Below are 21,341 nucleotides of genomic sequence, written 5' to 3' on the forward strand. Positions count from 1 at the left end.
CTCTTCCGGATGCCGCGCCGATGAGCGCCACACCGCGCAGCCGCCGCCGTGTGCTGATCATTGCTGCCGCACTCCTCTGCACAACGTTGGCACTCTTCGCCTGGCTCCGGCCCGTACCACCACCGAAGCTGCAGGTGGCACCGGTAACCCGGGGCAACATTGAACAGGTCGTTGAAGCCACTGGAACACTGAAGCCCTCGCGGCTGGTGAGCGTGGGCGCGCAGGTCTCCGGCCGCATCGAGGCCCTGCATGTGAAGCTGGGCGACAAGGTGAAGGCCGGCGATCCGATTGCCGATATCGATTCGCGCACCCAGCGCAACGCATTGCTGAGTGCGCAGGCAGCACAGCGCACCGCGCGCGCCAACCGCGATGCGCTGGCCACCGACCTGCGCCAGTTCGAGCTGACATTGCATCGACAGCAGCAGCTGGTGACCTCGCAGTTGGTGGCACGCGCCGACGTCGATGCGGCCAAGGCCAAGGTCGATGCCACCCGGGAACAGATCGCCGCGCTGGAAGGTGAGATCGTGCAGCGGCAGACCGACGTGGATATCGCACAGACCAACCTCGAGTACACCCGTATCACCGCCCCCACCGACGGCACCGTGCTGGCCGTGGTGGCGCGCCAGGGGCAGACCGTGAACGCGGTACAGAGCGCACCGACCATCGTGATGCTGGGCAACCAGGACGTGATGACGGTCTACGCGGAAATCTCCGAGGCGGATGTTGTGCACACGTCCGTTGGTCAGGAAGCGTACTTCACCATTCTTGGCGACGCGGGACGTCGCTACAGGAGCACGCTGCGCGACATCGCCCCGGCTCCGGAATCGATCACCCAGGAAGACGCCTCCGCCCTTGCTTCACCCGCGACTGGCGGTGGCAGCCGCACCGCCATGTACTACAACGGGCAGTTCGACGTCGCCAACGCCGATGGCCGCCTGCGCAGCTACATGACCGCGCAGGTGCGCATCGTGCTGGGTCGCGCCGACAACGTACTGACGCTGCCCTCCGCTGCGCTCGGTGCACGCGCGGCCGATGGCAGCTACAGCGTACAGGTGCGTGGCGCGGACGGGCACGCCCATGCGCGCCGCATCACCATCGGGCTGGACGACCAGATCCAGGTGGAGGTACGCAGCGGCCTGAAAGAGGGCGAACAGGTGGTGCTGGCGCAGGCCCGGGACGAAGCCGCTACCGCACACGCGCCGTCGAAATGAGCACATCCACCACCGCCCCTTTGCTGCGCGTACGCGGCATCCGCCGCGAGTTCGCGGCCGGCGAACAGACCCTGGTCGTGCTCGATGGCGTGGACCTGGACATCCACGCAGGCGAACTGGTGGCCATCGTGGGCCAGTCCGGCTCGGGCAAGTCCACGTTGATGAACATCCTCGGCTGCCTCGATCGCCCTTCCGCCGGTGCATACCAGATCGCCGGACGCGAAACCGCTCAGATGTCGCCCGATGAACTGGCCGAACTACGCCGCGAGCACTTCGGCTTCATCTTCCAGCGCTATCACCTGCTGACCGACCTGACCGCATTGGGCAATGTAGAAGTGCCAGCGATCTATGCCGGCATGGCGGGGGCCACCCGCCGCGCCCGCGCGGCCGAGCTGTTGGCGCGGCTGGGCCTGAGCGAACGTATGCAGCATCTGCCTGGCGAGCTGTCAGGTGGCCAGCAGCAGCGTGTTTCGATTGCGCGCGCACTGATGAACGGCGGCGCGGTGATCTTCGCCGATGAGCCGACGGGTGCGCTGGACACCCACTCCGGCAGGGAGGTGATGAAGATCCTGGGCGAGCTGCATGCCGAGGGCCACACCGTGGTGCTGGTGACCCACGACATGGCCGTGGCCGAACATGCCCAGCGCATCATCGAGGTCCGCGATGGCCGGGTTGTCGATGATCGCGCCACGGGCAGGGTCTCTGCCGTGGATGGGTCAGCGGCGGCCCCGCCGCAGCGCGGCGGTGGCAGCGGCTGGCAGGCGGTGCGTGACCGCTTTACAGAGGCGTTCCGCATGGCCCTGCGCGCAATGAACGCGCACCGCATGCGCACCTTCCTGACCATGCTCGGCATCATCATCGGCATTGCGTCGGTCGTCTCCGTGGTCGCGCTGGGTACCGGCGCGCGCCAGGCCATCCTGTCCAACATTTCCTCGCTGGGCACCAACACCATCGAGATCTATCCCGGGTCCGGCTTCGGCGACCTGCACTCGGCGCGGGTGGAAACGCTCACCCCCGGCGACAGCGTGGCCCTGGCCGGGCAGCCGTTCGTGGACAGCGCTACACCCGGCGTGGCCACCACCGGCACCGCGCTGCGCGGCAACCGCTCGGCCAGCGTGCAGGTGCATGGCGTCAGCGAGCAGTACTTCCGCGTGCATGGCCTGAAGCTGGGCGAAGGTGCCTTCTTCGGCCCGGCCGCCGTGGCCGGCTACCAGCAGGTAGTGGTGATCGATGCCAATACCCGCGCCCGCTTCTTCGCTGCGGTGGACAATCCCATCGGCCAGACTCTGCTGCTGGGCAACGTGCCGGTGCGCGTGGTGGGCGTGGTGAAGAAGGACGCCGGCGCGGTCGGCGATGCCTCGCTGCTGCGGGTGTGGCTGCCCTACACCACCACCATGGCGCGCATGCTCGGGCAGAGCCACGTTTCCAGCATCACCGTGCGTGTCTCCGATGCCATCAGCATGGAGGCGGCCGAGCGCGCCATCGGACGATTGCTGGCACGCCGCCATGGCAGCACCGATTTCTACATGAGCAACAACGCGCAGATCCGCCAGTCCATCGAACAGACCACCGGCATCCTGACCATGATGATCAGCTCCATCGCCGCCATCGCGCTGGTAGTGGGCGGAATCGGAGTGATGAACATCATGCTGGTGTCGGTGACCGAGCGAACACGCGAGATCGGCGTGCGCATGGCGGTGGGCGCGCGGCGCAGCGACATCCTGCAACAGTTCCTGATCGAATCGGTCTTGGTCTGCCTGCTCGGTGGCGTGCTCGGCATCGGCGTGGCCCTGGCATTGGGGGCAGGGTTGGCGCTGGCCAACGTGGGTTTCAGCCTTGTGTTCTCCGCCAATTCGATCCTGGCCGCCTTCGCCTGTTCCAGCCTGATCGGTATTGGCTTCGGCTTCCTGCCAGCACGCCGCGCCGCGCAGCTGGACCCGGTCGAAGCACTGGTTCGATAGCCAGTGACGTTACCTGCAGTGACGGCAGGTTCGCGCAATGTCTGCGGGCTCTACTGGAGCTACCAACAATGTCCGCACAGGAGCTGGACGATGTCTCTGAAACCAGGAAGAACCGCACTGCTGCTGGCAGCGGCTGCACAACTGATGCTGCTGTTGCCCTACTCCGGCGACGCCCATGCGCAACGCGGTAACCGCTACAACCCGCAGTGGGACCAGGACTACCGTGACCGCGATCGTGATGCATGGGAGCGTCGTGAACGCGAGCGTGAGCGTGACCGGGAACGTGAGCGCCGCCACGATGCCAAGACCACCGGTGTGGTGGTGGGCGTGGTGGGCGTAGCCGTCGTGGCCGGTGTGATTGCCGCAGCCGCCAAGCGCGAACGCGAGACCCGCGAACGCGCCGACTACTGCATTCGCCGCTACGGCAATTATGACCGCCGCAACGATACCTATCGCGGCGCCGACGGCTACACCTATCCCTGCCGCTGACCTGCACATCTCAAGGACATACGACCCATGAAGAAGACCGCTCTGTTGATCGCATTGTGCGCCGCTCCGCTGGCCTCCCAGGCCGCGCCGGCTGACCCGAAGCAGGCCTACATCGATTCCACGTTCACAGCGATGGACACCAACAAGGATGGGCGCGTCGACAAGGCCGAATACACCAGATTCCAGCAGGGGCGCTTCAGCAAGCAGGCCGATTCGATCGACGCCGCGTTCAGTGCCATGGACACGAACAAGGATGGCAGGATCAGCAAGGATGAAGCCACGTTGGTGCCGGAGATTGCGAAGTACTTTGCGGGCCTGGACACCGATGGTGATGGCTATCTGTCGCTGAAGGAGATGCAGCAGGCCATGGTGGCCGCGCAGACGGCAGACGCCCCGGCGAGATAGCGCCCCGGTACTGGATGCCAATCCACATCGCCTTGGTGGGTGCCCACCCTGGTGGGCACGGCTGCGTCACCGCGCGCCAGGGCCAGAATGCCCACCAAAGTGGGCGGCTACCGCAGCGGTGAAATGGCATCCACCCAGGCGGACATCTACCCGGCTGGTACGCGTCGGTCGCCAAGCGAACTCAGCAATGCCCGCGCACCGAGTTGCAAAGACCGCGTGAGGCGAGGCTGCGACAGGCCGGGACCCTAGCCCATCCGTATCGCCGGGATGTCGCGCGCCTGCGCATCGACCTCCTGCTGGCGCTGCGCGTGTGCCTGTTCACGATCCGCACCGACTGCCTGCAGGGCCCGCAGTGACTGCTCGACCGGCGTCTGCACCGCCCGGTCCGTGGGCATGGAGGCCCGCAGATGCGCCGGATCATTCAACTCGCCCTGCACCACGAACACGTTGCGGCCGGCCGGGTGATCGGCAGTCTGCGCGCTCAGCAGCACATGGTCGGCACGTTCGAGCTGGTTGTGGCGCGCCAAGGCCATCACGCTCGCCACCAGGCGCTCGCTGTTCTCGTCGTGGGTACGCCCGGCGCCGGCATCGATCGCGGCCACGCCTTCGCGCACCTGCTGCATCAATGCGTACTCACGGTGGCCGGGTCCAATGTCGGCCAGACGGGTCGCTACCTGCGCGGGATCCGGCACGTCGTCCACGGCTGCGGTCAGCGGGCTGCGGGCTGCGGGTGATGGTCCGGTACGGGTCGTCCGGGTGGAACTGGGTTCGCTTTTCCTGCCGTTCCAGACGAACCTCGCGCGCGTCGTTGAGTTCGGCGATACGGGCGGGGTCAGTGATCTCCCGCATCGACATATGGCCGCCACCCGCGCTGACACTGGCCCACTTCCTGTCCGCTTCGAAGTACATCGCGTAGTAGCTGTTGCCACCGATGACGTTCGGATCGACCGCCGAGCGTCCTTCCAATGCCTGGGTAGCTTCCAGCACGCTCAACCGGGTCAAGTACTGGCCGCCTTTCGTCCATCCCATCTGGCTGATGGCATCGACACTGGTGTTGCCTACGCGCGGGCCGCCGGCGTAGTCGTTGTTGAGCATGTTGGTCCAGATCTGCTCCAGCTTCGCGGGGCCGCTCTTCTGTTCAGCCGCCTGCAGCAACACGCGTGGCGTCCAGCAGTTGGGATCGAGTTCATGCCGTTCGAATGCCCGGTCGTGTGCCAGCATCACGTCCTTGCCGGGGAGATTCAGTGCAAATTCGGGACGCCCCTGCTCCATCCAGAACAGGCGTCGCTCCAGGTCCTGGCGCAGAAGCGTCTGCCCAAACATCTCCCATTGGCGCTCGCTCAGCTGCGCGTCGGGAAAGCCGGAGCCCTTGCCTTCCTGATTCCGGGCATATTCCTGTGCATAGCTGTTCGCAACGCGGCCTGGCAAGCTGTCGTTGCGAACGACGCCCAGCGCAAGCGTGCCATAGCCATCCGCATCTGGCAGCTGCGACAGATAGTTCCAGTACAACTCGCGGTTTCCGGCCCTGGCATAGCTGGCCAGAATCCTGAGATTTTCTTGCGTCAATCCGCCCATCGCCTGCTCTTGAATGCACTCACTTCCGGACTCGGGAGCGCGCGAGAAGATCCCGCACCGCATCTTCCACCCGCTTCCAGTCCGCCAGGAAGGCCCGCTTGTAGTTCAGCGAGATGGAAAGCTCGTTCTCCACATCCGAGAAATAGTGGAAGCACCCCGCAGCGGCTTGCCCTTGCTCACTGATGACCTGATCGCCCTGCAGGCGAACGCCATCCCCCCGAAACGCCGTGCTTTCGCATTTGATGAATGTGGTCAGACTGCCGTTTGGAGCGCGCGCGATGTACCAATCATCTTCATAGGCAGGATTACGCGTGGGCGGTTTTCCATAGCGTGCCTCGTATTCCTTCGAGAAAATCCCCATCCGCGTTTCATCGATGGCGTAAGGCGTCAGTCCCATGACGTCGGGCCGCGCAATACGCAGATCGAGCCGATCCCGAGGATCCCCTCGCTCCACCGATTCTTCCTCGGTGGATGCCTGGTTGGAGGACAATCGCTCCAATGATGTTTCGATTGGCGCACGATCGATGTAGTCGATCGCCACAGCAATTTCCTTCCGGAAATCATTCGTACGCGGATTGGCCCGGGCACCCGGCCCAGTCGGCGTCATGTCCGGCCACTCGATGACCAGCGTCACGCCCTCGCCGGGCCACGGTGCGATCTGGCTGTCCAGGTAGTTGGCCGGAATGCGGAAAGTGTTCGGCCCGAGCTTCACGTCCACGGGCGCATCGGTATAGGTGTGGCCGTTGATCGTGCGGCCGGTCTGTGGGGCACCGGACATGGCGGGATTCCTTTCGTGTTCGGTGGACGGCGGCCGCGCACACGCGCCGGCACTCACCGCGACGGCAAGTGCAAGCGTCAGGCAACGGCCGGGGGACATCACGTGCATGGGCATTCCATTGCAGAGTTCCCAATCGATTATAGGTAAAACTGCGGAGGCGAACGAAGGGTCCGCGCCCCAAGGCTTAAAGGCCTAGGCGAAAACCACTTTAGACCCGAGCCCGTGACCGGCTCACCCGGGGGGCCGGTCAGGCCATCCGCATGGCCGGGGTGTCGCGCGCCCGCGCATCGACCTCCTGCTGCTGGCGCTGCGCGTGTGCCTGTTCACGTTCCGCACCCACTGCCTGCAGGGCCTGCAGTGACTGCTCGACCGGCGTCTGCACCGCCCGGTCCGTGGGCATGGAGGCCCGCAGATGCGCCGGATCATTCAACTCGCCCTGCACCACGAACACGTTGCGGCCGGCCGGATGATCGGCGGTCTGCGCGCTCAGCAGGACATGGTCGGCACGTTCAAGCTGGTTGTGACGCGCCAAGGCCATCACGCTCGCCACCAGGCGCTCGCTGTTCTCATCATGGGTACGTCCCGCGCTGGCATCGATCGCGGCCACGCCTTCGCGCACCTGCTGCATCAAGGCGTACTCACGGTGGCCAGGACCAATGTCGGCCAGACGGGTCGGGGCCTGCGCGGGATCCCGCACGTCGTCCACGGCTGCGGTAAGCGGACTGCGGGTGATGGTCCGGTACGGGTCGTCCGGGTGGAACTGGGTTCGCTTTTCCTGCCGTTCCAGACGAACCTCGCGCGCGTCGTTGAGTTCGGCGATACGGGCGGGGTCAGTGATCTCCCGCATCGACATATGGCCGCCACCCGCGCTGACACTGGCCCACTTCCTGTCCGCTTCGAAGTACATCGCGTAGTAGCTGTTGCCACCGATGACGTTCGGATCGACCGCCGAGCGTCCTTCCAATGCCTGGGTAGCTTCCAGCACGCTCAACCGGGTCAGGTACTGCCCGCCCTTCGCCCATCCCATCTGGCTGATGGCATCGACGCTGGTGTTGCCTACGCGCGGGCCCCCGGCGTAGTCATTGTTGAGCATGTTGGTCCAGATCTGTTCCAGCTTCTCGGGGCCGCTCTTGTCCGAGGCGGCTTGCAGGAGCACTCGAGGAGTCCAGCAATTGGGGTCCAGTCTGTGCTGCTCGAAAGCGCGGTCATGAGCCAGCATGACGTCAGCGCCAGGCAGATTCAGCGCGAGATCCGCACGTCCGTTTCCCATCCACGCCTGTCGAAGCTCCAGATCTTCCCGCAGCAGTGTCCGCCCGAATGCTTCCCACTGGCGCTCGCTCAGCTCGGCATTTGGAAAGCGCGAACCTTCGTCATTCTGAGATCTGGCATGGCTTTGCGCGTAGGCATTGGCCACGCGTCCAGGCAAACTGTCATTACGTACCACACCTAGCGCCAGCGTACCGTAGCCGTCCGAACCCGGCAGTTGCGACAGGTAGTTCCAGTACAGCTCACGATTACCGGCATCTGCATAATCGATGAGGATTCTGATGTCCTTCTGGGTCAGGCCACTCATTGCTTTCTCCTTGAGCCTCGTCGTTTAGCGCGTCCGTGCTGCAGCAAGAACATCGCGAACAGCATCTTCCATGCGTTTCCAGTCTTTCAAGAAAGCTCTCTTGTAATGCAGGGAGATGGATAGGCTGTCAGAGATATCGACAAAGTAGTGAACGCATCCGGCAGCCACAGGATCGTCCAGATCAATGACCTCGTCCTGCGTCAGGCGCACTCCGTCCCCCAGGAACGTTGCGCTATCGCACTTGATGAAGCTTGTCAGTCCCCCAGCACCGTCCCGTGCAGAATACCAGTCGCGCTCGAATGCCGGATTGCGGACAGGCGGCTTCCCATACCGGGCCTCGTACTTCTTCGCGTACAACACCATCTTCGCTTCATCGATTGCATAGGGCGTCAGGCCCAAGGTCTCCGGCTGTGCAACGCGTTGATCGAGACGGTCCCTGGGATCCTCCCTTTCCACAGAACCCTCCTCCGTGATGGCTTCATTTGAGGAAAGCCTTGAAAGCGAAGTCTCAATTGGAATGCGATCGATGTAGTTGATACGAACAGCAATCTCCTTCCGGAAATCATTCGTACGCGGATTGGCCCGGGCACCCGGCGGCGTCGGCTTCATGTCCGGCCACTCGATGACCAGCGTCACGCCCTCGCCGGGCCACGGTGCGATCTGGCTGTCCAGGTAGTTGGCCGGAATGCGGAAAGTGTTCGGCCCGAGCTTCACGTCCACGGGCGCATCGGTATAGGTGTGGCCGTTGATCGTGCGGCCGGTCTGGGGTGCGCCGGACATGGCGGGATTCCTTTCGTGTTCGGTGGACGGCGGCCGTGCACACGCGCTGGCACTCGTTGCGACGGCGAGTGCAAGCGTCAGGCAACGGCCGGGGGACATCACGTGCATGGGCATTCCATTGCAGGGTTCCAGCGCCACTATAGGGAACCGGGCGTCAACGGAACAGGAACCGCGTCGCAGCCCTTCACGGCACCAGGCAGCGTTCCACCTGCAGCGACAGCGCCTGGCAGGCGTTGAACAGACCTTCGACCACGGCGGCGGAGGGACAGCAGGCAGGATCGTCGTTCTCCCGTGCCACATGCGCGGCATGCAGCACCGCGGTCAACGCCGTGATGCCCGAAACGCTGCGGGTCGCCAGGGCCATGTCGAAGGCGCGGCCGGGGCTCAGGCACATTTCACTCCAGGCCTCGCCATCAGCGCGCAGGTTCCTGCCGTGGCCTTTCAGGTGTGCAAAGAATGCCGATGGGGTGACGAACTCGGCTGATTCGCGGAGCGCGTCCTCCAGCGTTTCGGCCAAGGCAGCGGGAAGATCAAGTACAGCGGCACCCAGCAGCGCGTGCAGGCGGGGATGGTCGGGAAGACGTTCGGGCATGACGGCAACCTCACGATGTGGCCACCTGCAGATGCAAGGTGGCGGACGGTGCGGGTTGGCGTGCCGGATACGTAGTACGAAAGCCGACGGGCCCTAAGACCCCCACACACCATCCGCCATGAACTGACAGAAGGTGCATTGTCGTGATCGCAACATACGTTGCAACTACGACGCCTTGTACTACGTAAGTTCGGGACGCCAATCCCGGCCACGGCGAATGCCTTGGCGCGGCCATGGTTACCGCCCTGAACCGGCGGTGGAAAGCAGGGAAATCCTGATCGATCACGTCGCTACGTTGGTTGCGTCAGTGGATGTCGAGTTGTCCATTGACTGGCGTTCTTCGCCAGCAGGCGACTCCTATCGACGCGTACTTTCCGGACGCCCTGTCCAGCCGTATACGACATGCGCGCTGCCGGTGCCAAAGACCCGCCGCTGGCTGTGGGCGTTCGCGAAACCCGCATGCGGCAAGCGCAACGCCGCTCAGCCTTCAGCTATCGCCTTGGGTGCTCTGATAGCCACGATAGGTTTCACCCCACTCGCGCATGGCCAGCAGCACCGGTACCAGCGTGCGCCCGAACTCGGACAGCTCGTATTCCACTTTCGGCGGCACTTCCGGGTACACGTGGCGGATCACCACGCCATCGGCTTCCAGTTCACGCAGCTGGCTGGTGAGCATGGACTGGGTGGCATTGGGCACCCGTCGCGTCAATTCCATGAAACGCCGCTTGCCGGTCATCAGGTGAAACAAAATGATCGGCTTCCACACGCCGCCGATCACTGACAGCGTGACTTCCACCGCGCAACCGCTCTTGCCGTCCCACCGTTTGCTACGCATGCATACTCCGGAAAACCATAGTACCTACGGAAAATCGTCGTTCTTGTTGCGATAACGGTGCGAGCCTAGCATGGGGCCATCCACTGACCGTGAGCCCCCAACCATGAGTTTCAAGGCACTGCTGACCCGCAAGACGAACGACGGCGTATCCACGGAACTGGTCGATTTCAATGAAGCCGACCTGGTGGACGGCGACGTCCTGGTACAGGTCGAGTACTCCACGCTCAACTACAAGGATGCGCTTGCCCTCACCGGCAAGAGTCCGGTCATCCGGACGTTCCCGCTCATTCCCGGCATCGATCTGGCAGGCGTGGTGCTGGAATCCAGCAGGGCCGACTTCAAGCCAGGCGACCGCGTCGTGCTCAATGGCTGGGACCTGAGCATGGGCCACCACGGCGGCCTGGCACAGCGCGCCCGCGTACGCGGCGAATGGCTCAACCGGATTCCCGGCAACCTGAGCACCCGCGACGCCATGGCCATCGGCACCGCTGGCTATACCGCGATGCTGTGCGTGCTGGCCCTGGAGCATGCAGGGGTGACGCCTGCACAGGGCGATGTGCTGGTTACCGGTGCCAACGGCGGCGTCGGCTCGATTGCGGTGGCGATCCTTTCAAAGCTGGGTTATCGCGTGGTGGCCGCCACCGGGCGGCCGGAGCACGCCGAGTATCTGCACAACCTGGGTGCGGCCGAGATCATCGATCGTGCGCAGCTCTCGGAGCCGCGCGAGCGGCCGGTGAGTGCCGAGCGATGGGCCGGCGTGGTGGATGTGGCCGGCGGCCCAACGCTGGTCAATGCCATCGCCGAAACGAAGTACCGCGGTGCCGTGGCCGCCTGTGGCCTGGCCCAGAGCGATGCACTGCACGGCTCGGTGCTGCCCTTCATCCTGCGCAATGTGACCCTTGCGGGCGTGGATTCGGTGAATGCCCCACAAGAGGTTCGCCAGCGCGCCTGGGATCGGCTCGCGACCGACCTGGACCCGCAGAAGCTGGAAAGCACCGTGCAGCAGATCGGCCTCGCCGAGGTGCTGGATGTCTATGAGCAGATCATCCCCGGCAAGGTGCGTGGCCGCATTGTCGTGGATGTGAACGCCTGACGCCTGCCGCGCCGGCGAGGGTGCAATGCCATCGCTGGCGCGCGTGCGCGAGTGACCGGAAACCCAGCGTGCCATGCCAAGCGGCCTTATCATGGGGCGGCAAGGGCACTTTACGCCCGGTGACGTACGCAAGGCAGTATCTGGATGTCTATGGAATGGCGCCCCTCGGGCTGGGGCCAGCGTGTGACCCGCTCGCCGGACTGGCAGTTGCGGCTGGATGGCGAACAGCTCGCGCTTTTGATCGACGGCAGGCACTACCACCTGCATGTGGCGAACGAACACAGCGTGCGGGTGGTTCGCGGCGTGCTCTGGTCCCGGGTCGAACTGACGACCGAGCGCGGTGAAGCACTGTCCGTGGATGGGCTGCCCAACAGCCAGGGCTCCCGGCTTGCGGCTGCCGTGCAGCATGTGCTTTTCGCGCGCTCCAGGCGGGGGCGCAAGGCACTGTTTGAGCGCGTTCTGGCGCAGATCCAGGCGTGGCTGGCCGAGGCAGACGCGCTTACCGACCGAGGCACCACCGGACGCCGCTGGATCACCCACGAACAGCAGCAGGCGTTGCTGGCCGACCGCCCCGCCCTGCCCCTGCCGCCCGCCGAGCTGGAGCAGCTGTTCCTCGACGAGGAGGTGCACGACGACCTGCACGCGCCCGGCCACCGCATGGCGCTGGACGCCCTGCACGACTGGCAGCTGGATTGGCCCGCCGTCTGGGCCGAGGCCAACGCGACCATGGCAGAGCGCGAGCGGGTGCTGGCCAAGGACTTCCTGGACCGGATCGAGAGCAAGCCCCTGACCGAGGAACAAGCCCACGCCGTCATCTGCTTCGACAACCGGGTACAGGTCGTGGCCGCGGCCGGCTCTGGGAAAACCTCCACAATGGTCGCCAAGGCCGCGTATGCCATCGACCGCGGCTTTGTCGAACCCGAACGGATCGTGATGCTCGCCTTCAACAAGGACGCCGCCCAGGAGCTGGAGGAGCGCGCGCAGCGATGCTTCGACCGGCTCGGCATGGGCGACAGCGTGGTGGAAGCCCGGACTTTCCACGCCCTGGGCCTGTCCATCATCGCCAAAGCCACAGGGCGCAAGCCGGATATCCCGGAATGGGCGGTCGACGCGACGCTGGGCTTCAACAAGCTGGCCGAACTGGTGGACGACTTGAAGGACCGCTCGACCCATTTCCGCACCCAGTGGGACATGTTCCGCCTGGTGTTCGGGCGCGACCTGCCGCCGTTCGGTGCCGACATGATGGCCGATGGTTACGACCGCGATGGCACGCCCTACATCCGCACCCTGAAGGGTGAGCGGGTGAAGAGCCTGGAGGAGTGCGTCATCGCCGACTGGCTGTTCTACAACGGCGTGGCGTACGACTACGAGCGGCGCTACGCATTCGATACCGCGACAGACACCCATCGCCAGTATCGCCCGGACTTCTACTATCCGGACGCCCGGCTGTATCACGAGCACTTTGCGCTGGATGCCGATGGCCAGCCGCCGAAGCACTTTGCCAACTACAGCGAAGGGATGCACTGGAAGCGCCAGCAGCATGTGGCGCGCGGCACCGCTCTGGTCGAGACGACGTCGTTTGGCCTGCGCAGTGGACAGGCCCTGCAGCATCTTGCCGAGCGGCTTGGCGCGTCTGATGTCGAGCTTGACCCGAACCCCGACCGCGAGCTGCCCGATCAAGGCGCCAAGCCGATGCCGGATGCTGACCTGATCGGACTGATGCGCACCTTCATTGCCCATGCCAAGAGCAACTGCCTGACACTGGACGATATGGCGGCGCGCCTGCGGCAGATGCCCGAGGATCAGTTCAAGGAACGCTACCGGCGCTTCCTGGAGATCGCCGGGCCGGTATTCCAGGCCTGGGACAATGCGCTGGCTGACGAGCGCAGCATCGATTTCGAGGACATGCTCAACATGGCGGCCGGGCTGCTGGAACAGGGCCACTATGAATCGCCCTACGAACTGGTGATGGCCGACGAATTCCAGGACGCATCGCGCGCCCGCGCGCGCCTCTGCCGTGCCCTGGTCAGCCAACCGGGCCGCCATCTGTTTGCGGTGGGCGATGACTGGCAATCGATCAATCGCTTCGCCGGTGCCGACGTTTCGGTGATGACTGGATTCGCCGAATGGATGGGGCATGGCCAGGTGCTGAAACTGGAGCAGACGTTCCGCTGCCCACAGGCACTGTGTGATGTGTCCAGCCGCTTCATCAGCCGCAACCCCGCGCAGATCGCCAAAAACGTTCGCTCTGCTGCGCCGGCAATGGGCCCGGTGCTGCAGGCGTTCCAGATGAACCGGCGCGAGGAGGTGCAGGATGGCGTTCGCCAGTACCTTGCGAAGCTGCACCAGCAACTGTTGTCAGGTGCAGTGCCGCAGGGCCGCACCGGGCGCGTGACGGTCTTTGTTCTGGGGCGGTATCGCGCGGATCGCGGTGCGATGCCTTCGGATTGGAAGACGGCCTTCGGCAGCACGATGGACGTCGAGTTCCTTACCGCACATCGATCGAAGGGGCGCGAGGCGGACTACGTGATCCTGCCGGGCATGATCAACCGCAGCTTCCCGAGCCTGCGCGCGGATGACCCGCTGCTTTCGCTGGCAATGCCGGACGGCGATACCTATCCGCTGAGCGAAGAACGGCGCCTGTTCTATGTCGCGCTGACGCGTGCGCGACGGTCGGTCGCGATGTTCACCCTGCAGGGCAGGCACTCGCCGTTCCTGGATGAGCTGGTCAAGGACGGGGCCGTGGAAGTAACCGCGATTTCAGGCGCGGCCATCTACGATGAGCGCTGCCCGGTGTGCAGGGTGGGCGTGTTCGTGGACCGTAATGGGCCACATGGGGCTTTCCGGTCGTGCTCGAGTTACCCGTTGTGCCACAACAAGCCAACAGGTGGGCGTCGGGGCTGAATGCCGCTCCCTCCACATATGCCTGCCTGCATCAGGGCACATAGGCACCGTCTCGGTTTCGCCCCCGGCACGATGCGCGCCATGGCGTTTCCGGAAGCGAAAAAGCCCCGGCAGGACCGAGGCTTTTGTCTGGAGGGTGGCAAGGTTGCAGGGTATCGCAAGGTCCCCACACGTCCCCGCCGCGCCCTGCTACGGGATAATGCAGCCGTTCAGACGCAGGCATTGCATATAGTTCCGGGTGCAGATACTCAAGTTTGTACCTGACGCCTCGCATGCAATGTATTGGACCTCGCAGACGGAACAAGGGCCGGGGGCCTTCGCCGTGGCGCTACCGATTCCAAAGGTCAACGCACAGGCCGCAACAGCAACAGAAAGCTTGAATCCAATCTTCATGCCATGACTCCGTTGGTCGCCCTCCTTGGGCATCCGAAGCCTAGCGCGGGTGCCGGGTGCATTCAAATTTCCCGGCGCGAACGTTTGTGCACTTGAAATGATTACCGCCCTTGAATGAAGCAGTTCCCTGTTGTCAGAGGAATGCACCGGTTTATTCGTTCAACTGACCCTCACGACCGGATGGCTGGCCAGCAAGGGCCTTAGCAACAAAAAAGCCCCTGTTCCCAGGGGCTCTTTGAAACAACTGGCGGAGAGAGTGGGACTTCCTTGAGAAGTGCCCTCACCCCTTGGACGGCTTGGGTTTCACGAATCTGGGAGGTGCCCTTGAATGTGCCCGCGATGAGCATACCCCTTGCGGTGCAACGGATCCAGCCGTTTTTGCCGCCCTTGGGATCGCCAATCTCGATCTTCTCCAAACCGGCGCGATCAGGGCAGATGACCCGTTCGCCCCCACTCTCCGCCGAAAAGGGAAGCAATCCGGTGGACCGCTTCCTCATGTGTGCCTCAGGGCAATTGGGGCCATGGGACAGGACGCCTCAGCAAACGGTTCTGGACGGAGTCCTTTCAACGGCGGCCTTACGCCATAGCTCCATGGCCGGCTCACCGTCGCCCACGACACACTGCAAAGCACGGATTCGCACGCCCAGTCCGGCGCCAGCTCGGAATCGACGCTCCAGGCCCAACGGGGTGCTTTCGGTGCGTCAGACACTGACTCGGCCTTGGCAATCACTGTTTGCAGCGATCGGCGGGGGGCAGATCCGCCACGAATGGCTACCAGGCACTCGCTGCGCATCTCGACGTGGGGCATGTCCTTGAAGCTCTTCCAAGCCCCGCCCCACCTCAATCCCGCCTGCTGGGCGAGCTCACCGAAGCGTTGGTAGCCCTGCCGCACCTGCTCGTCCTTCAGGTCCCAAGAAGGGCGCCCGCGCTTGTAGATGACCATGTCCGCGGCCCAACCGTGGTTGTGGCAGCTGCTGCCTCGCCCCACCTGGGTCACGCCCTTTTGGCTGGCGAGCAGCTCGGCCTGGCGCTGTTTAGAACGGTAGCCCTCCATCAGCCGCAGGTCGTAGCCCTCGTCCTTCATCTGCAAGGCGATGCGTTCCAGCGCTGAGCGAAGCTCGGGCTGGACACCGTCCCACTGCGGGGCGTCTTTGTGGCGGTGGAACAGGCGTTTGAAAAACCCAGGCTTCTTCCCGTGGACCTCAACGGAATCGGTGGCTGGCGCGTGCGCGTGGACCAAGACGGGTGCGCTGGCCAGTGCGAGCGCGAGCAACAAGCGTTGAAACATGAGTAGGCCTCCTTACTCACATGAGCGATACACCCATGCAAGCGGAGAATCGAAAACGCGCAAGGGGGCTTGCGGAATTTTTTCCCTGTCGTAGAAGAACAGGGGTGGGGAAAAGTCGGCCCCACCGCTTCCTGGCGCAACGGCCCCTCCTGCCGTTGCGCCGGGAAGTTTCGTTGGGGGGGGGCTTGCGCATTCCAGGATCTGATCTATTCGTGAGTGCACACGCTCACTCATTTCAGACCCAGGAGGCCACCCCATGAAACGCTCCCTCATCCACTGCGCTTTGCTGGCAGGCCTTGTTGCTGGCACGGCGCAAGCCCAGGTTCAAGTGGGCAACGGTGCCGTTGCCACCAAACCCGAGACCACTGCGGTAGGCGACCGCGCCCAATCGTTGACCGTTGGGGCCACGACCATCGGGGCGGACGCCCTCGCCGACGGCGGGATAATGGTGGATGAAAATGGCGTTCCGGGTGAGTGCCTGGGGGCCACTGCGGTGGGCAATCGCGCCACCGCTCGCGGATGCCATACAACCGCTCTGGGGTTCTCGAGCGAAGCGCAGGGCTCAAATGCGCTCGCCATTGGCTCTCGCGCACAGGCATTTGCGGTTTACGCCGTCGCCGTCGGACCCCAAGCCCAAGCCACCGGCGATTCCGCGGTGGCCATTGGCGGGCACAGCCTGGCCAGCGGGATCACCGGTGTGGCCATCGGCTCTAGTGCCCGCGCGCTCGGGGATGGCGGGACCGCTGTAGGCTCAACCGCAAGAGCCGATGGAAACGGCGCGGCGGCTTTCGGGGCCGGGGCGAATGCTCAAGGCGATCGCAACCTCGCGTTGGGCGCCGCATCCCAGACCGAGGGCGAAGGTGCATCCGCCGTGGGGCCCGGTGCCAACGCAACCGCCGACTTTGCCGGCGCCTACGGTTACAGCGCTGGCGTTGCCGGCGAGGCCGGCACCGCCGTGGGTCCATGGGCACAGGCGTTTGCGCCCTACTCTGCCGCCTTCGGCGCGTCTGCCACGGCCAACGCCACAGAAAGTGTGGCATTGGGGCCCCGTGCCGTGGCCAACGCATGGGGATGCGTGGCCGTGGGCGCCAACACCACGTGCGATGAAGAAGACACTGCAGCCTTTGGCAACCGCCGCTTGACCCAAGTTGCCTTGGGCAAAGCGGACGACGACGCCGTGGCCGTCAGCCAACTGCGGACCGCCGTGGAAACCTTGGGCGCTGGCGCCTCCATGGTGAACGGCTTGATCGTGGCGCCGAACTACCAGCTGAGCAGCGGTAACAACTACACCACCGTGGCCGGTGCCATCTACGATCTCGATGGGCGCGTTCACCAGCTGGAACAAAACCCTGGCGGCGGTGGTGGCACCCCCGGTCCACAGGGCCCCACCGGTCCGCAAGGCCCAGCAGGCAAGGACGGTAAGGACGGAGGAAGCAGCACCACGGTGGCCGGGGCCAACATCGAGGTCACTGACAACGGGGACGGCACCCAAACCGTTGGCTTGAAAGACAACGTTGGACTGTCCGAAAAGGGCTCGGTCCAGGTGGCCAAGGCCATCCACAACAGCGACGGCTTCACTGTCCAGGGCGGTCCATCGGTCACCAGATCCGGGATCAACGCCGGCAACCAGCGGGTAACCGGGGTGGCAGCGGGGGCGATCGCCGCAGGGTCCACGGACGCGATCAACGGTGGCCAATTGTGGGATTACCAGCGGCAGCAAGACGACCGCTGGAACCTGACGGACCGCCGTTTCCGCCAGCTCGACAAGCGGGTGAGCGGTATCTGCGCCATGGCCCAAGCCAACGCCCAGATGGCCACCTCGACGTCGGCCATCCATGGGGAGAACCGCAACCGCTTGGCCGTAGGCGTAGGTGGCTGCAGCGGCCAAGCCGCCATTTCCATCGGCTACACCCGCGACGTGACCACCCCACGCGGATCCCCATCGGCCTTCTCGATCGGGGTTTCCCGCAGCGGGCAGGACACGGCCGTGGGCGCAGCCTGGGCCATCGGTTGGTAACGAATATCAGCAGCGAAAAGGAGGTGATCGTGTCTCGGCAAGGGCCCTTCGGGGCCCTTGTTCGTGGCGTCAATTTATTGAAATTGTATCTATATACAATAACTTACGATTTACCAAGGCATTGGAAGCTGGTAGCATCTGCACCGCTAAGCAGTGTAGGAGCCGGACTGACAATCCCGCCTGCAGTGAATCGCCCAGGGTTCCGTAGACACCTCGCAGCCATAAACTATGGCTTAGGCGGAGGTGGTTATGAGCACGAAGCGGTACACCGATGAGTTCAAGATCGAGGCGGTCCGACAGATCGTTGAGTACGGCCGTCCGGTAGCGGAGGTTGCCGAGCGACTGGGCGTGTCGATCCATAGTCTTTACGGCTGGAAGCGGCAACAAGGCAAAGGCGATGTTGGCCGGCGTGTCGAGCAGGACCAGAACGCGGAAGTGCGCCGCCTCAAGGCTGAGCTACGCAGGGTCACTGAAGAGCGAGACATCCTAAAAAAAGCCGCCGCGTACTTTGCAAAGGGGTAAGAGCAAAGTACGCCTTCATGAAGCAACACGCAGATGAGTTCGGCCTCGCGGCGATGTGTCGGATGCTTGGCGTCCATCGCAGTGGCTACTACGCCTGGCTAAAAGAGCCGGCAAGCGCTCGCGACAAGGACGATCAGCGGTTGCTCGGCCTAATCAAGCACAGCTGGCTGGAAAGCGGCTCTGTGTATGGCCACCGCAAAGTGACCACAGATCTGCGCGAGCTTGGCGAGACGTGTAGTCGTCATCGCGTGGCACGCTTGATGAAGAGCGAGGGGCTGCGGGCAATGGTCGGCTACGGTCGGCGACCACGCCCATTGAGCGGCCCTGTTGGATCAGTCGCCAAGAACGTTCTGGCTCGCGGCTTCAAAGTCAGTGAGCCAAATCGCGCGTGGGTCACGGACATCACCTACATCCGCACGTACGACGGCTTCCTGTACTTGGCGGTAGTGCTTGATCTGTTTTCGCGTCAGGTCGTTGGATGGGCAACCCGACCAACTCAACATACGGACCTGGTTTTGCAGGCGCTATTGGCTGCAGTGTGGCGGCGCAAGCCAAGCCCCGGGCTTCTGCTTCACTCCGACCAGGGAACCCAGTTCACCAGCGAAGACTGGCAGAGCTTCCTGCGCGAGCACGACATCGTGTGCAGCATGAGTCGACGAGGAAACTGCCATGACAACGCAGCGATGGAGAGCTTCTTCCAGCTACTGAAGCGGGAGCGTATTAAGCGGAGGATCTACAGCAATCACGACGAGGCACGGGCCGACGTCTTCCAGTACATCGAGATGTTCTACAACCCAAAACGGCGGCACAGTTCCAACGACGGGCTGTCCCCGGTAGAGTTCGAGAAGCAGTACGCACTAAACGGCTGACGACTGTCTAGAAAACCCTGGGCGATTCAGACGCGCACTTGGCTTCTCGCACATTCATCGTCGGCTCAGCACCTACGATCGCTGACATCTCGATGGTTGGATATCTCTACTACGACGAAGAGACTCGTTTCGACCGCACCAGCTTTACGAACATCCAGAGTTGGGCGAAGCGCATTGCTGAGTTGCCAGGGTGGGCGCATCCATACGACTTGATGCCTCGGGCGATCACGGCAGATCAACCCACGGCCCAAGTCCCAGAGGCGGGTCGCTGAATCTACATTTCTGTTCTGTAAGGCGATTCAGTCGCCAGGCCTGAAGAAAGTTCTTTAAGATCAGGAGCCATCGAGATGGTAATGAAGTCACGCACTGCCAAGTCACTCGGTCTGATCTCAGTCCGGCGCTGGCGCCGGCTGCCGCCTCGCGCGACGCCGTTTGCCTTCGCTTTCTACATGTCCACCATCATGGCCCTGGTGATGTGCACGGCCATTGTCGGTACCGCCAACGAATTCGATGCTGAACTACCCATCAAGGTGCTTAGTGCGTATTCGCGAGCAATGCCAATTGCCTTCGTATCTTTATTAGCTGTCCGTCCGGTGGTCTTTTGGTTAGTGCGACACACAGTAAGGCAAAGCTGAGCACAATTGGATTCTATGCGATTAATAATAACGAACTGGAATATTCCCGGGTTCTTTAGCTACTTCTGAGTCGCGGCGGTCCTAGCAAAGATATTCATCCGCTCACAGGCTTAGATCGACGTGACGGTGCCCGCTTCTGCCGCATGAGTACCGGGCTTATCAGATGGAACTACGTCATTTACGTTGTTTTCTTGCCGTGGCCGAAGAACTCCATTTTGCTCGCGCGGCTGAGAAACTGCATATCGAACAGTCGCCGCTGTCGCGCGCCATCAAAGAGTTGGAGGAAGAACTGGGCGTGGTGCTGTTTGCACGCACCACGCGCAGCACCCGACTGACGCGCGCCGGCAAGCTGTTTCTGAAGCATGTGCCACGGGTCTTCATAGCGATACAGCAGGCACGCGACAGCGTGAAGGCAGCGGCCAATGGTTTCCACGGTCAGTTGCGTATCGCCTTATCCGACGGCATTACGCCGTCGCGCCTGCCGGCTCTGTTGGCGCTGTGCCGGCAGGAGGAACCGGAAGTCGAAATCCGACTGTCCGAGGTGCCGCTGTCGCAGCAGATCAAAGGACTGCATGACGACTTTTACGACGTGGGCTTCGCCCAGTCTGATGAGGTCGGCGACGGCATCGCGGCAGAAGCGGTTTGGAGCGATCCACTGATGGTGGCAGTGCCGGCACGGCATGACTTGCTCAAGTACAAGCGGATTCCGCTGGAGGAAGTGCTGCGCTTTCCGCTGGTACTGTGCGACCCGCAGGTGTGCGAAGGCCATGCGCGGCAAATTGAGCGCGTGCTGCGCCGGGTGGACATGGAGCCGCTAGTAGCTGAGCGGGTGGCTTCGTGCGACCTGATGATGGCGCTGGTATCGGCAGGTTTCGCTCTCGGCTTTACAGGCGCGGCCCACATCGCCGCCAGCCGGGAACCGGGCGTGGTGGCCCGGCCTCTGGCGGGGCGCTCGCCGCTGCTCACCACCTATTTGCTGCGTCCGGCAGGCGAACCGTCGGAGACGCTGGCGCACTTCATCGAGCGGGTGCAGGCCATCGAATCTCCCGAAGCCAGCGGGCCCGTGTCGGGCCGTCATTCCCATCGTGCGGAGGAACCCAAGCCATGAAGAAGACCATCCCGCTTCTGCTGGCCGTAGTCCTGACGGCCTGCGGCCAGTCCGAAACACCTCAACAGGCGAACCTGCCAACCGTCGAAGAACTGGCATCCAACCCGGAGCGGCTTAAAGAGCTGCGCCAGCAATGCCGGCAGGAACGCGCGAAGCTGGGCGACGAGCTATGCAACCGGGTCGCCGAGGCCACACGCAAGCGGTTCTATGGCGATGGCACGGTGCCCTATACGCCGCCGGAGAATCCGCCCAAGTTCTGATCGTAGGCGCTTCGCCACGAACATTCCGATTTCTTGCTCGACACGCCGCAACG

18 protein-coding genes and 1 pseudogene are annotated in these 21,341 nt (G+C 63.6%); 12 read left to right on the forward strand and 7 right to left on the reverse strand.

What is annotated here, in order from left to right:
• Positions 1-20: 20 nt before the first annotated feature.
• From ACT6SE_RS12775 to ACT6SE_RS12790, 4 genes are all read left to right on the forward strand, one after another.
• Positions 21-1,211 (forward strand): efflux RND transporter periplasmic adaptor subunit, encoded by a 1,191-nt coding sequence (locus ACT6SE_RS12775; RefSeq protein ID WP_046431376.1) that lies wholly within the window; start codon positions 21-23, stop codon positions 1,209-1,211.
• Positions 1,208-3,172, forward strand: a complete 1,965-nt coding sequence (locus tag ACT6SE_RS12780) for a MacB family efflux pump subunit (protein WP_046431379.1) — start codon at positions 1,208-1,210, stop codon at positions 3,170-3,172. Before ACT6SE_RS12775 ends, ACT6SE_RS12780 begins: the two co-directional genes overlap by 4 nt.
• Before the next feature lie 90 nt (positions 3,173-3,262).
• On the forward strand, positions 3,263-3,661 hold the full coding sequence (locus ACT6SE_RS12785) for a hypothetical protein (protein WP_046431381.1): 399 nt from the start codon (positions 3,263-3,265) through the stop codon (positions 3,659-3,661).
• Positions 3,662-3,688: 27 nt separating this feature from the next.
• A complete protein-coding gene (locus ACT6SE_RS12790; protein WP_014647601.1) occupies positions 3,689-4,066 on the forward strand; it encodes an EF-hand domain-containing protein in 378 nt (125 codons plus the stop codon).
• Between the two features lie 245 nt (positions 4,067-4,311).
• Here ACT6SE_RS12790 and ACT6SE_RS12795 read toward each other — a convergent pair.
• The 6 genes and pseudogenes from ACT6SE_RS12795 to ACT6SE_RS12820 form a co-directional block, all read right to left on the reverse strand.
• Positions 4,312-5,641 (reverse strand): annotated as a pseudogene (locus tag ACT6SE_RS12795) (Smlt3024 family type IV secretion system effector).
• Between the two features lie 19 nt (positions 5,642-5,660).
• Positions 5,661-6,527 carry a Smlt3025 familytype IV secretion system inhibitor gene (locus tag ACT6SE_RS12800; protein WP_444811003.1) on the reverse strand — a complete coding sequence of 289 codons (867 nt, stop codon included), beginning with the start codon at positions 6,525-6,527 and terminating at the stop codon, positions 5,661-5,663.
• 139 nt (positions 6,528-6,666) lie between these two features.
• Positions 6,667-7,992 carry a Smlt3024 family type IV secretion system effector gene (locus ACT6SE_RS12805; protein ID WP_088375516.1) on the reverse strand — a complete coding sequence of 442 codons (1,326 nt, stop codon included), beginning with the start codon at positions 7,990-7,992 and terminating at the stop codon, positions 6,667-6,669.
• Between the two features lie 24 nt (positions 7,993-8,016).
• Entirely contained in the window at positions 8,017-8,880 is an 864-nt protein-coding gene (locus ACT6SE_RS12810) for a Smlt3025 familytype IV secretion system inhibitor (RefSeq protein ID WP_444811004.1), read from the reverse strand.
• A gap of 76 nt (positions 8,881-8,956) precedes the next feature.
• The gene (locus ACT6SE_RS12815; RefSeq protein WP_014647606.1) at positions 8,957-9,364 is read right to left on the reverse strand and encodes a hypothetical protein; all 408 of its coding nucleotides are present in this window, start codon (positions 9,362-9,364) and stop codon (positions 8,957-8,959) included.
• Between the two features lie 487 nt (positions 9,365-9,851).
• Positions 9,852-10,199 carry a winged helix-turn-helix transcriptional regulator gene (locus ACT6SE_RS12820; RefSeq protein ID WP_014037677.1) on the reverse strand — a complete coding sequence of 116 codons (348 nt, stop codon included), beginning with the start codon at positions 10,197-10,199 and terminating at the stop codon, positions 9,852-9,854.
• Positions 10,200-10,302: 103 nt separating this feature from the next.
• On the opposite strand from ACT6SE_RS12820, the gene acuI reads away from it, so the two are divergent.
• Together acuI and ACT6SE_RS12830 are read left to right on the forward strand one after the other, a co-directional pair.
• Positions 10,303-11,292 (forward strand): acrylyl-CoA reductase (NADPH), encoded by a 990-nt coding sequence (acuI, locus tag ACT6SE_RS12825; protein WP_014647607.1) that lies wholly within the window; start codon positions 10,303-10,305, stop codon positions 11,290-11,292.
• 150 nt (positions 11,293-11,442) lie between these two features.
• The gene (locus ACT6SE_RS12830; protein WP_046431400.1) at positions 11,443-14,196 is read left to right on the forward strand and encodes a UvrD-helicase domain-containing protein; all 2,754 of its coding nucleotides are present in this window, start codon (positions 11,443-11,445) and stop codon (positions 14,194-14,196) included.
• Positions 14,197-15,082: 886 nt separating this feature from the next.
• On the opposite strand, the gene ACT6SE_RS12835 is transcribed toward ACT6SE_RS12830, so the two are convergent.
• A complete protein-coding gene (locus ACT6SE_RS12835) occupies positions 15,083-15,877 on the reverse strand; it encodes a M15 family metallopeptidase (protein WP_012480677.1) in 795 nt (264 codons plus the stop codon).
• Positions 15,878-16,133: 256 nt separating this feature from the next.
• On the opposite strand from ACT6SE_RS12835, the gene ACT6SE_RS12840 reads away from it, so the two are divergent.
• The 6 genes from ACT6SE_RS12840 (at position 16,134) to ACT6SE_RS12865 (ending at position 21,288) form a co-directional block, all read left to right on the forward strand.
• Complete coding sequence (locus tag ACT6SE_RS12840; RefSeq protein WP_012480678.1) at positions 16,134-17,894, forward strand: adhesin; 1,761 nt, start codon at positions 16,134-16,136, stop codon at positions 17,892-17,894.
• 249 nt (positions 17,895-18,143) lie between these two features.
• Positions 18,144-19,285, forward strand: a protein-coding gene (locus tag ACT6SE_RS12845; RefSeq protein ID WP_087944428.1) for an IS3-like element ISStma9 family transposase whose coding sequence is annotated in 2 segments (ribosomal slippage) — positions 18,144-18,381 and positions 18,381-19,285 — 1,143 coding nt in all. Because the reading frame shifts where the segments join, the coding sequence is not laid out codon by codon here.
• A gap of 38 nt (positions 19,286-19,323) precedes the next feature.
• Complete coding sequence (locus ACT6SE_RS12850; RefSeq protein ID WP_444811005.1) at positions 19,324-19,557, forward strand: glutathione binding-like protein; 234 nt, start codon at positions 19,324-19,326, stop codon at positions 19,555-19,557.
• Positions 19,558-19,638: 81 nt separating this feature from the next.
• Positions 19,639-19,920, forward strand: a complete 282-nt coding sequence (locus ACT6SE_RS12855) for a DUF2798 domain-containing protein (RefSeq protein ID WP_164085232.1) — start codon at positions 19,639-19,641, stop codon at positions 19,918-19,920.
• 163 nt (positions 19,921-20,083) lie between these two features.
• A complete protein-coding gene (locus ACT6SE_RS12860) occupies positions 20,084-21,028 on the forward strand; it encodes a LysR family transcriptional regulator (RefSeq protein ID WP_444811006.1) in 945 nt (314 codons plus the stop codon).
• Positions 21,025-21,288 carry an EexN family lipoprotein gene (locus ACT6SE_RS12865; RefSeq protein WP_046428966.1) on the forward strand — a complete coding sequence of 88 codons (264 nt, stop codon included), beginning with the start codon at positions 21,025-21,027 and terminating at the stop codon, positions 21,286-21,288. Before ACT6SE_RS12860 ends, ACT6SE_RS12865 begins: the two co-directional genes overlap by 4 nt.
• Positions 21,289-21,341: the final 53 nt, after the last annotated feature.

The organism is Stenotrophomonas sp. LC732 (assembly GCF_052446685.1).
GTDB lineage: Bacteria > Pseudomonadota > Gammaproteobacteria > Xanthomonadales > Xanthomonadaceae > Stenotrophomonas > Stenotrophomonas muris.

What these genes read in the sequence shown, in the direction of transcription:
- ACT6SE_RS12775 (WP_046431376.1), top strand. Translation starts at nt 21, where the DNA reads ATGAGCGCCACACCGCGCAGCCGCCGCCGTGTGCTGATCATTGCTGCC.
- ACT6SE_RS12780 (WP_046431379.1), top strand. Translation starts at nt 1,208, where the DNA reads ATGAGCACATCCACCACCGCCCCTTTGCTGCGCGTACGCGGCATCCGC.
- ACT6SE_RS12785 (WP_046431381.1), top strand. Translation starts at nt 3,263, where the DNA reads ATGTCTCTGAAACCAGGAAGAACCGCACTGCTGCTGGCAGCGGCTGCA.
- ACT6SE_RS12790 (WP_014647601.1), top strand. Translation starts at nt 3,689, where the DNA reads ATGAAGAAGACCGCTCTGTTGATCGCATTGTGCGCCGCTCCGCTGGCC.
- ACT6SE_RS12800 (WP_444811003.1), bottom strand. Translation starts at nt 6,527, where the DNA reads ATGCACGTGATGTCCCCCGGCCGTTGCCTGACGCTTGCACTTGCCGTC.
- ACT6SE_RS12805 (WP_088375516.1), bottom strand. Translation starts at nt 7,992, where the DNA reads ATGAGTGGCCTGACCCAGAAGGACATCAGAATCCTCATCGATTATGCA.
- ACT6SE_RS12810 (WP_444811004.1), bottom strand. Translation starts at nt 8,880, where the DNA reads ATGCACGTGATGTCCCCCGGCCGTTGCCTGACGCTTGCACTCGCCGTC.
- ACT6SE_RS12815 (WP_014647606.1), bottom strand. Translation starts at nt 9,364, where the DNA reads ATGCCCGAACGTCTTCCCGACCATCCCCGCCTGCACGCGCTGCTGGGT.
- ACT6SE_RS12820 (WP_014037677.1), bottom strand. Translation starts at nt 10,199, where the DNA reads ATGCGTAGCAAACGGTGGGACGGCAAGAGCGGTTGCGCGGTGGAAGTC.
- acuI (WP_014647607.1), top strand. Translation starts at nt 10,303, where the DNA reads ATGAGTTTCAAGGCACTGCTGACCCGCAAGACGAACGACGGCGTATCC.
- ACT6SE_RS12830 (WP_046431400.1), top strand. Translation starts at nt 11,443, where the DNA reads ATGGAATGGCGCCCCTCGGGCTGGGGCCAGCGTGTGACCCGCTCGCCG.
- ACT6SE_RS12835 (WP_012480677.1), bottom strand. Translation starts at nt 15,877, where the DNA reads ATGTTTCAACGCTTGTTGCTCGCGCTCGCACTGGCCAGCGCACCCGTC.
- ACT6SE_RS12840 (WP_012480678.1), top strand. Translation starts at nt 16,134, where the DNA reads ATGAAACGCTCCCTCATCCACTGCGCTTTGCTGGCAGGCCTTGTTGCT.
- ACT6SE_RS12855 (WP_164085232.1), top strand. Translation starts at nt 19,639, where the DNA reads ATGAAGTCACGCACTGCCAAGTCACTCGGTCTGATCTCAGTCCGGCGC.
- ACT6SE_RS12860 (WP_444811006.1), top strand. Translation starts at nt 20,084, where the DNA reads ATGGAACTACGTCATTTACGTTGTTTTCTTGCCGTGGCCGAAGAACTC.
- ACT6SE_RS12865 (WP_046428966.1), top strand. Translation starts at nt 21,025, where the DNA reads ATGAAGAAGACCATCCCGCTTCTGCTGGCCGTAGTCCTGACGGCCTGC.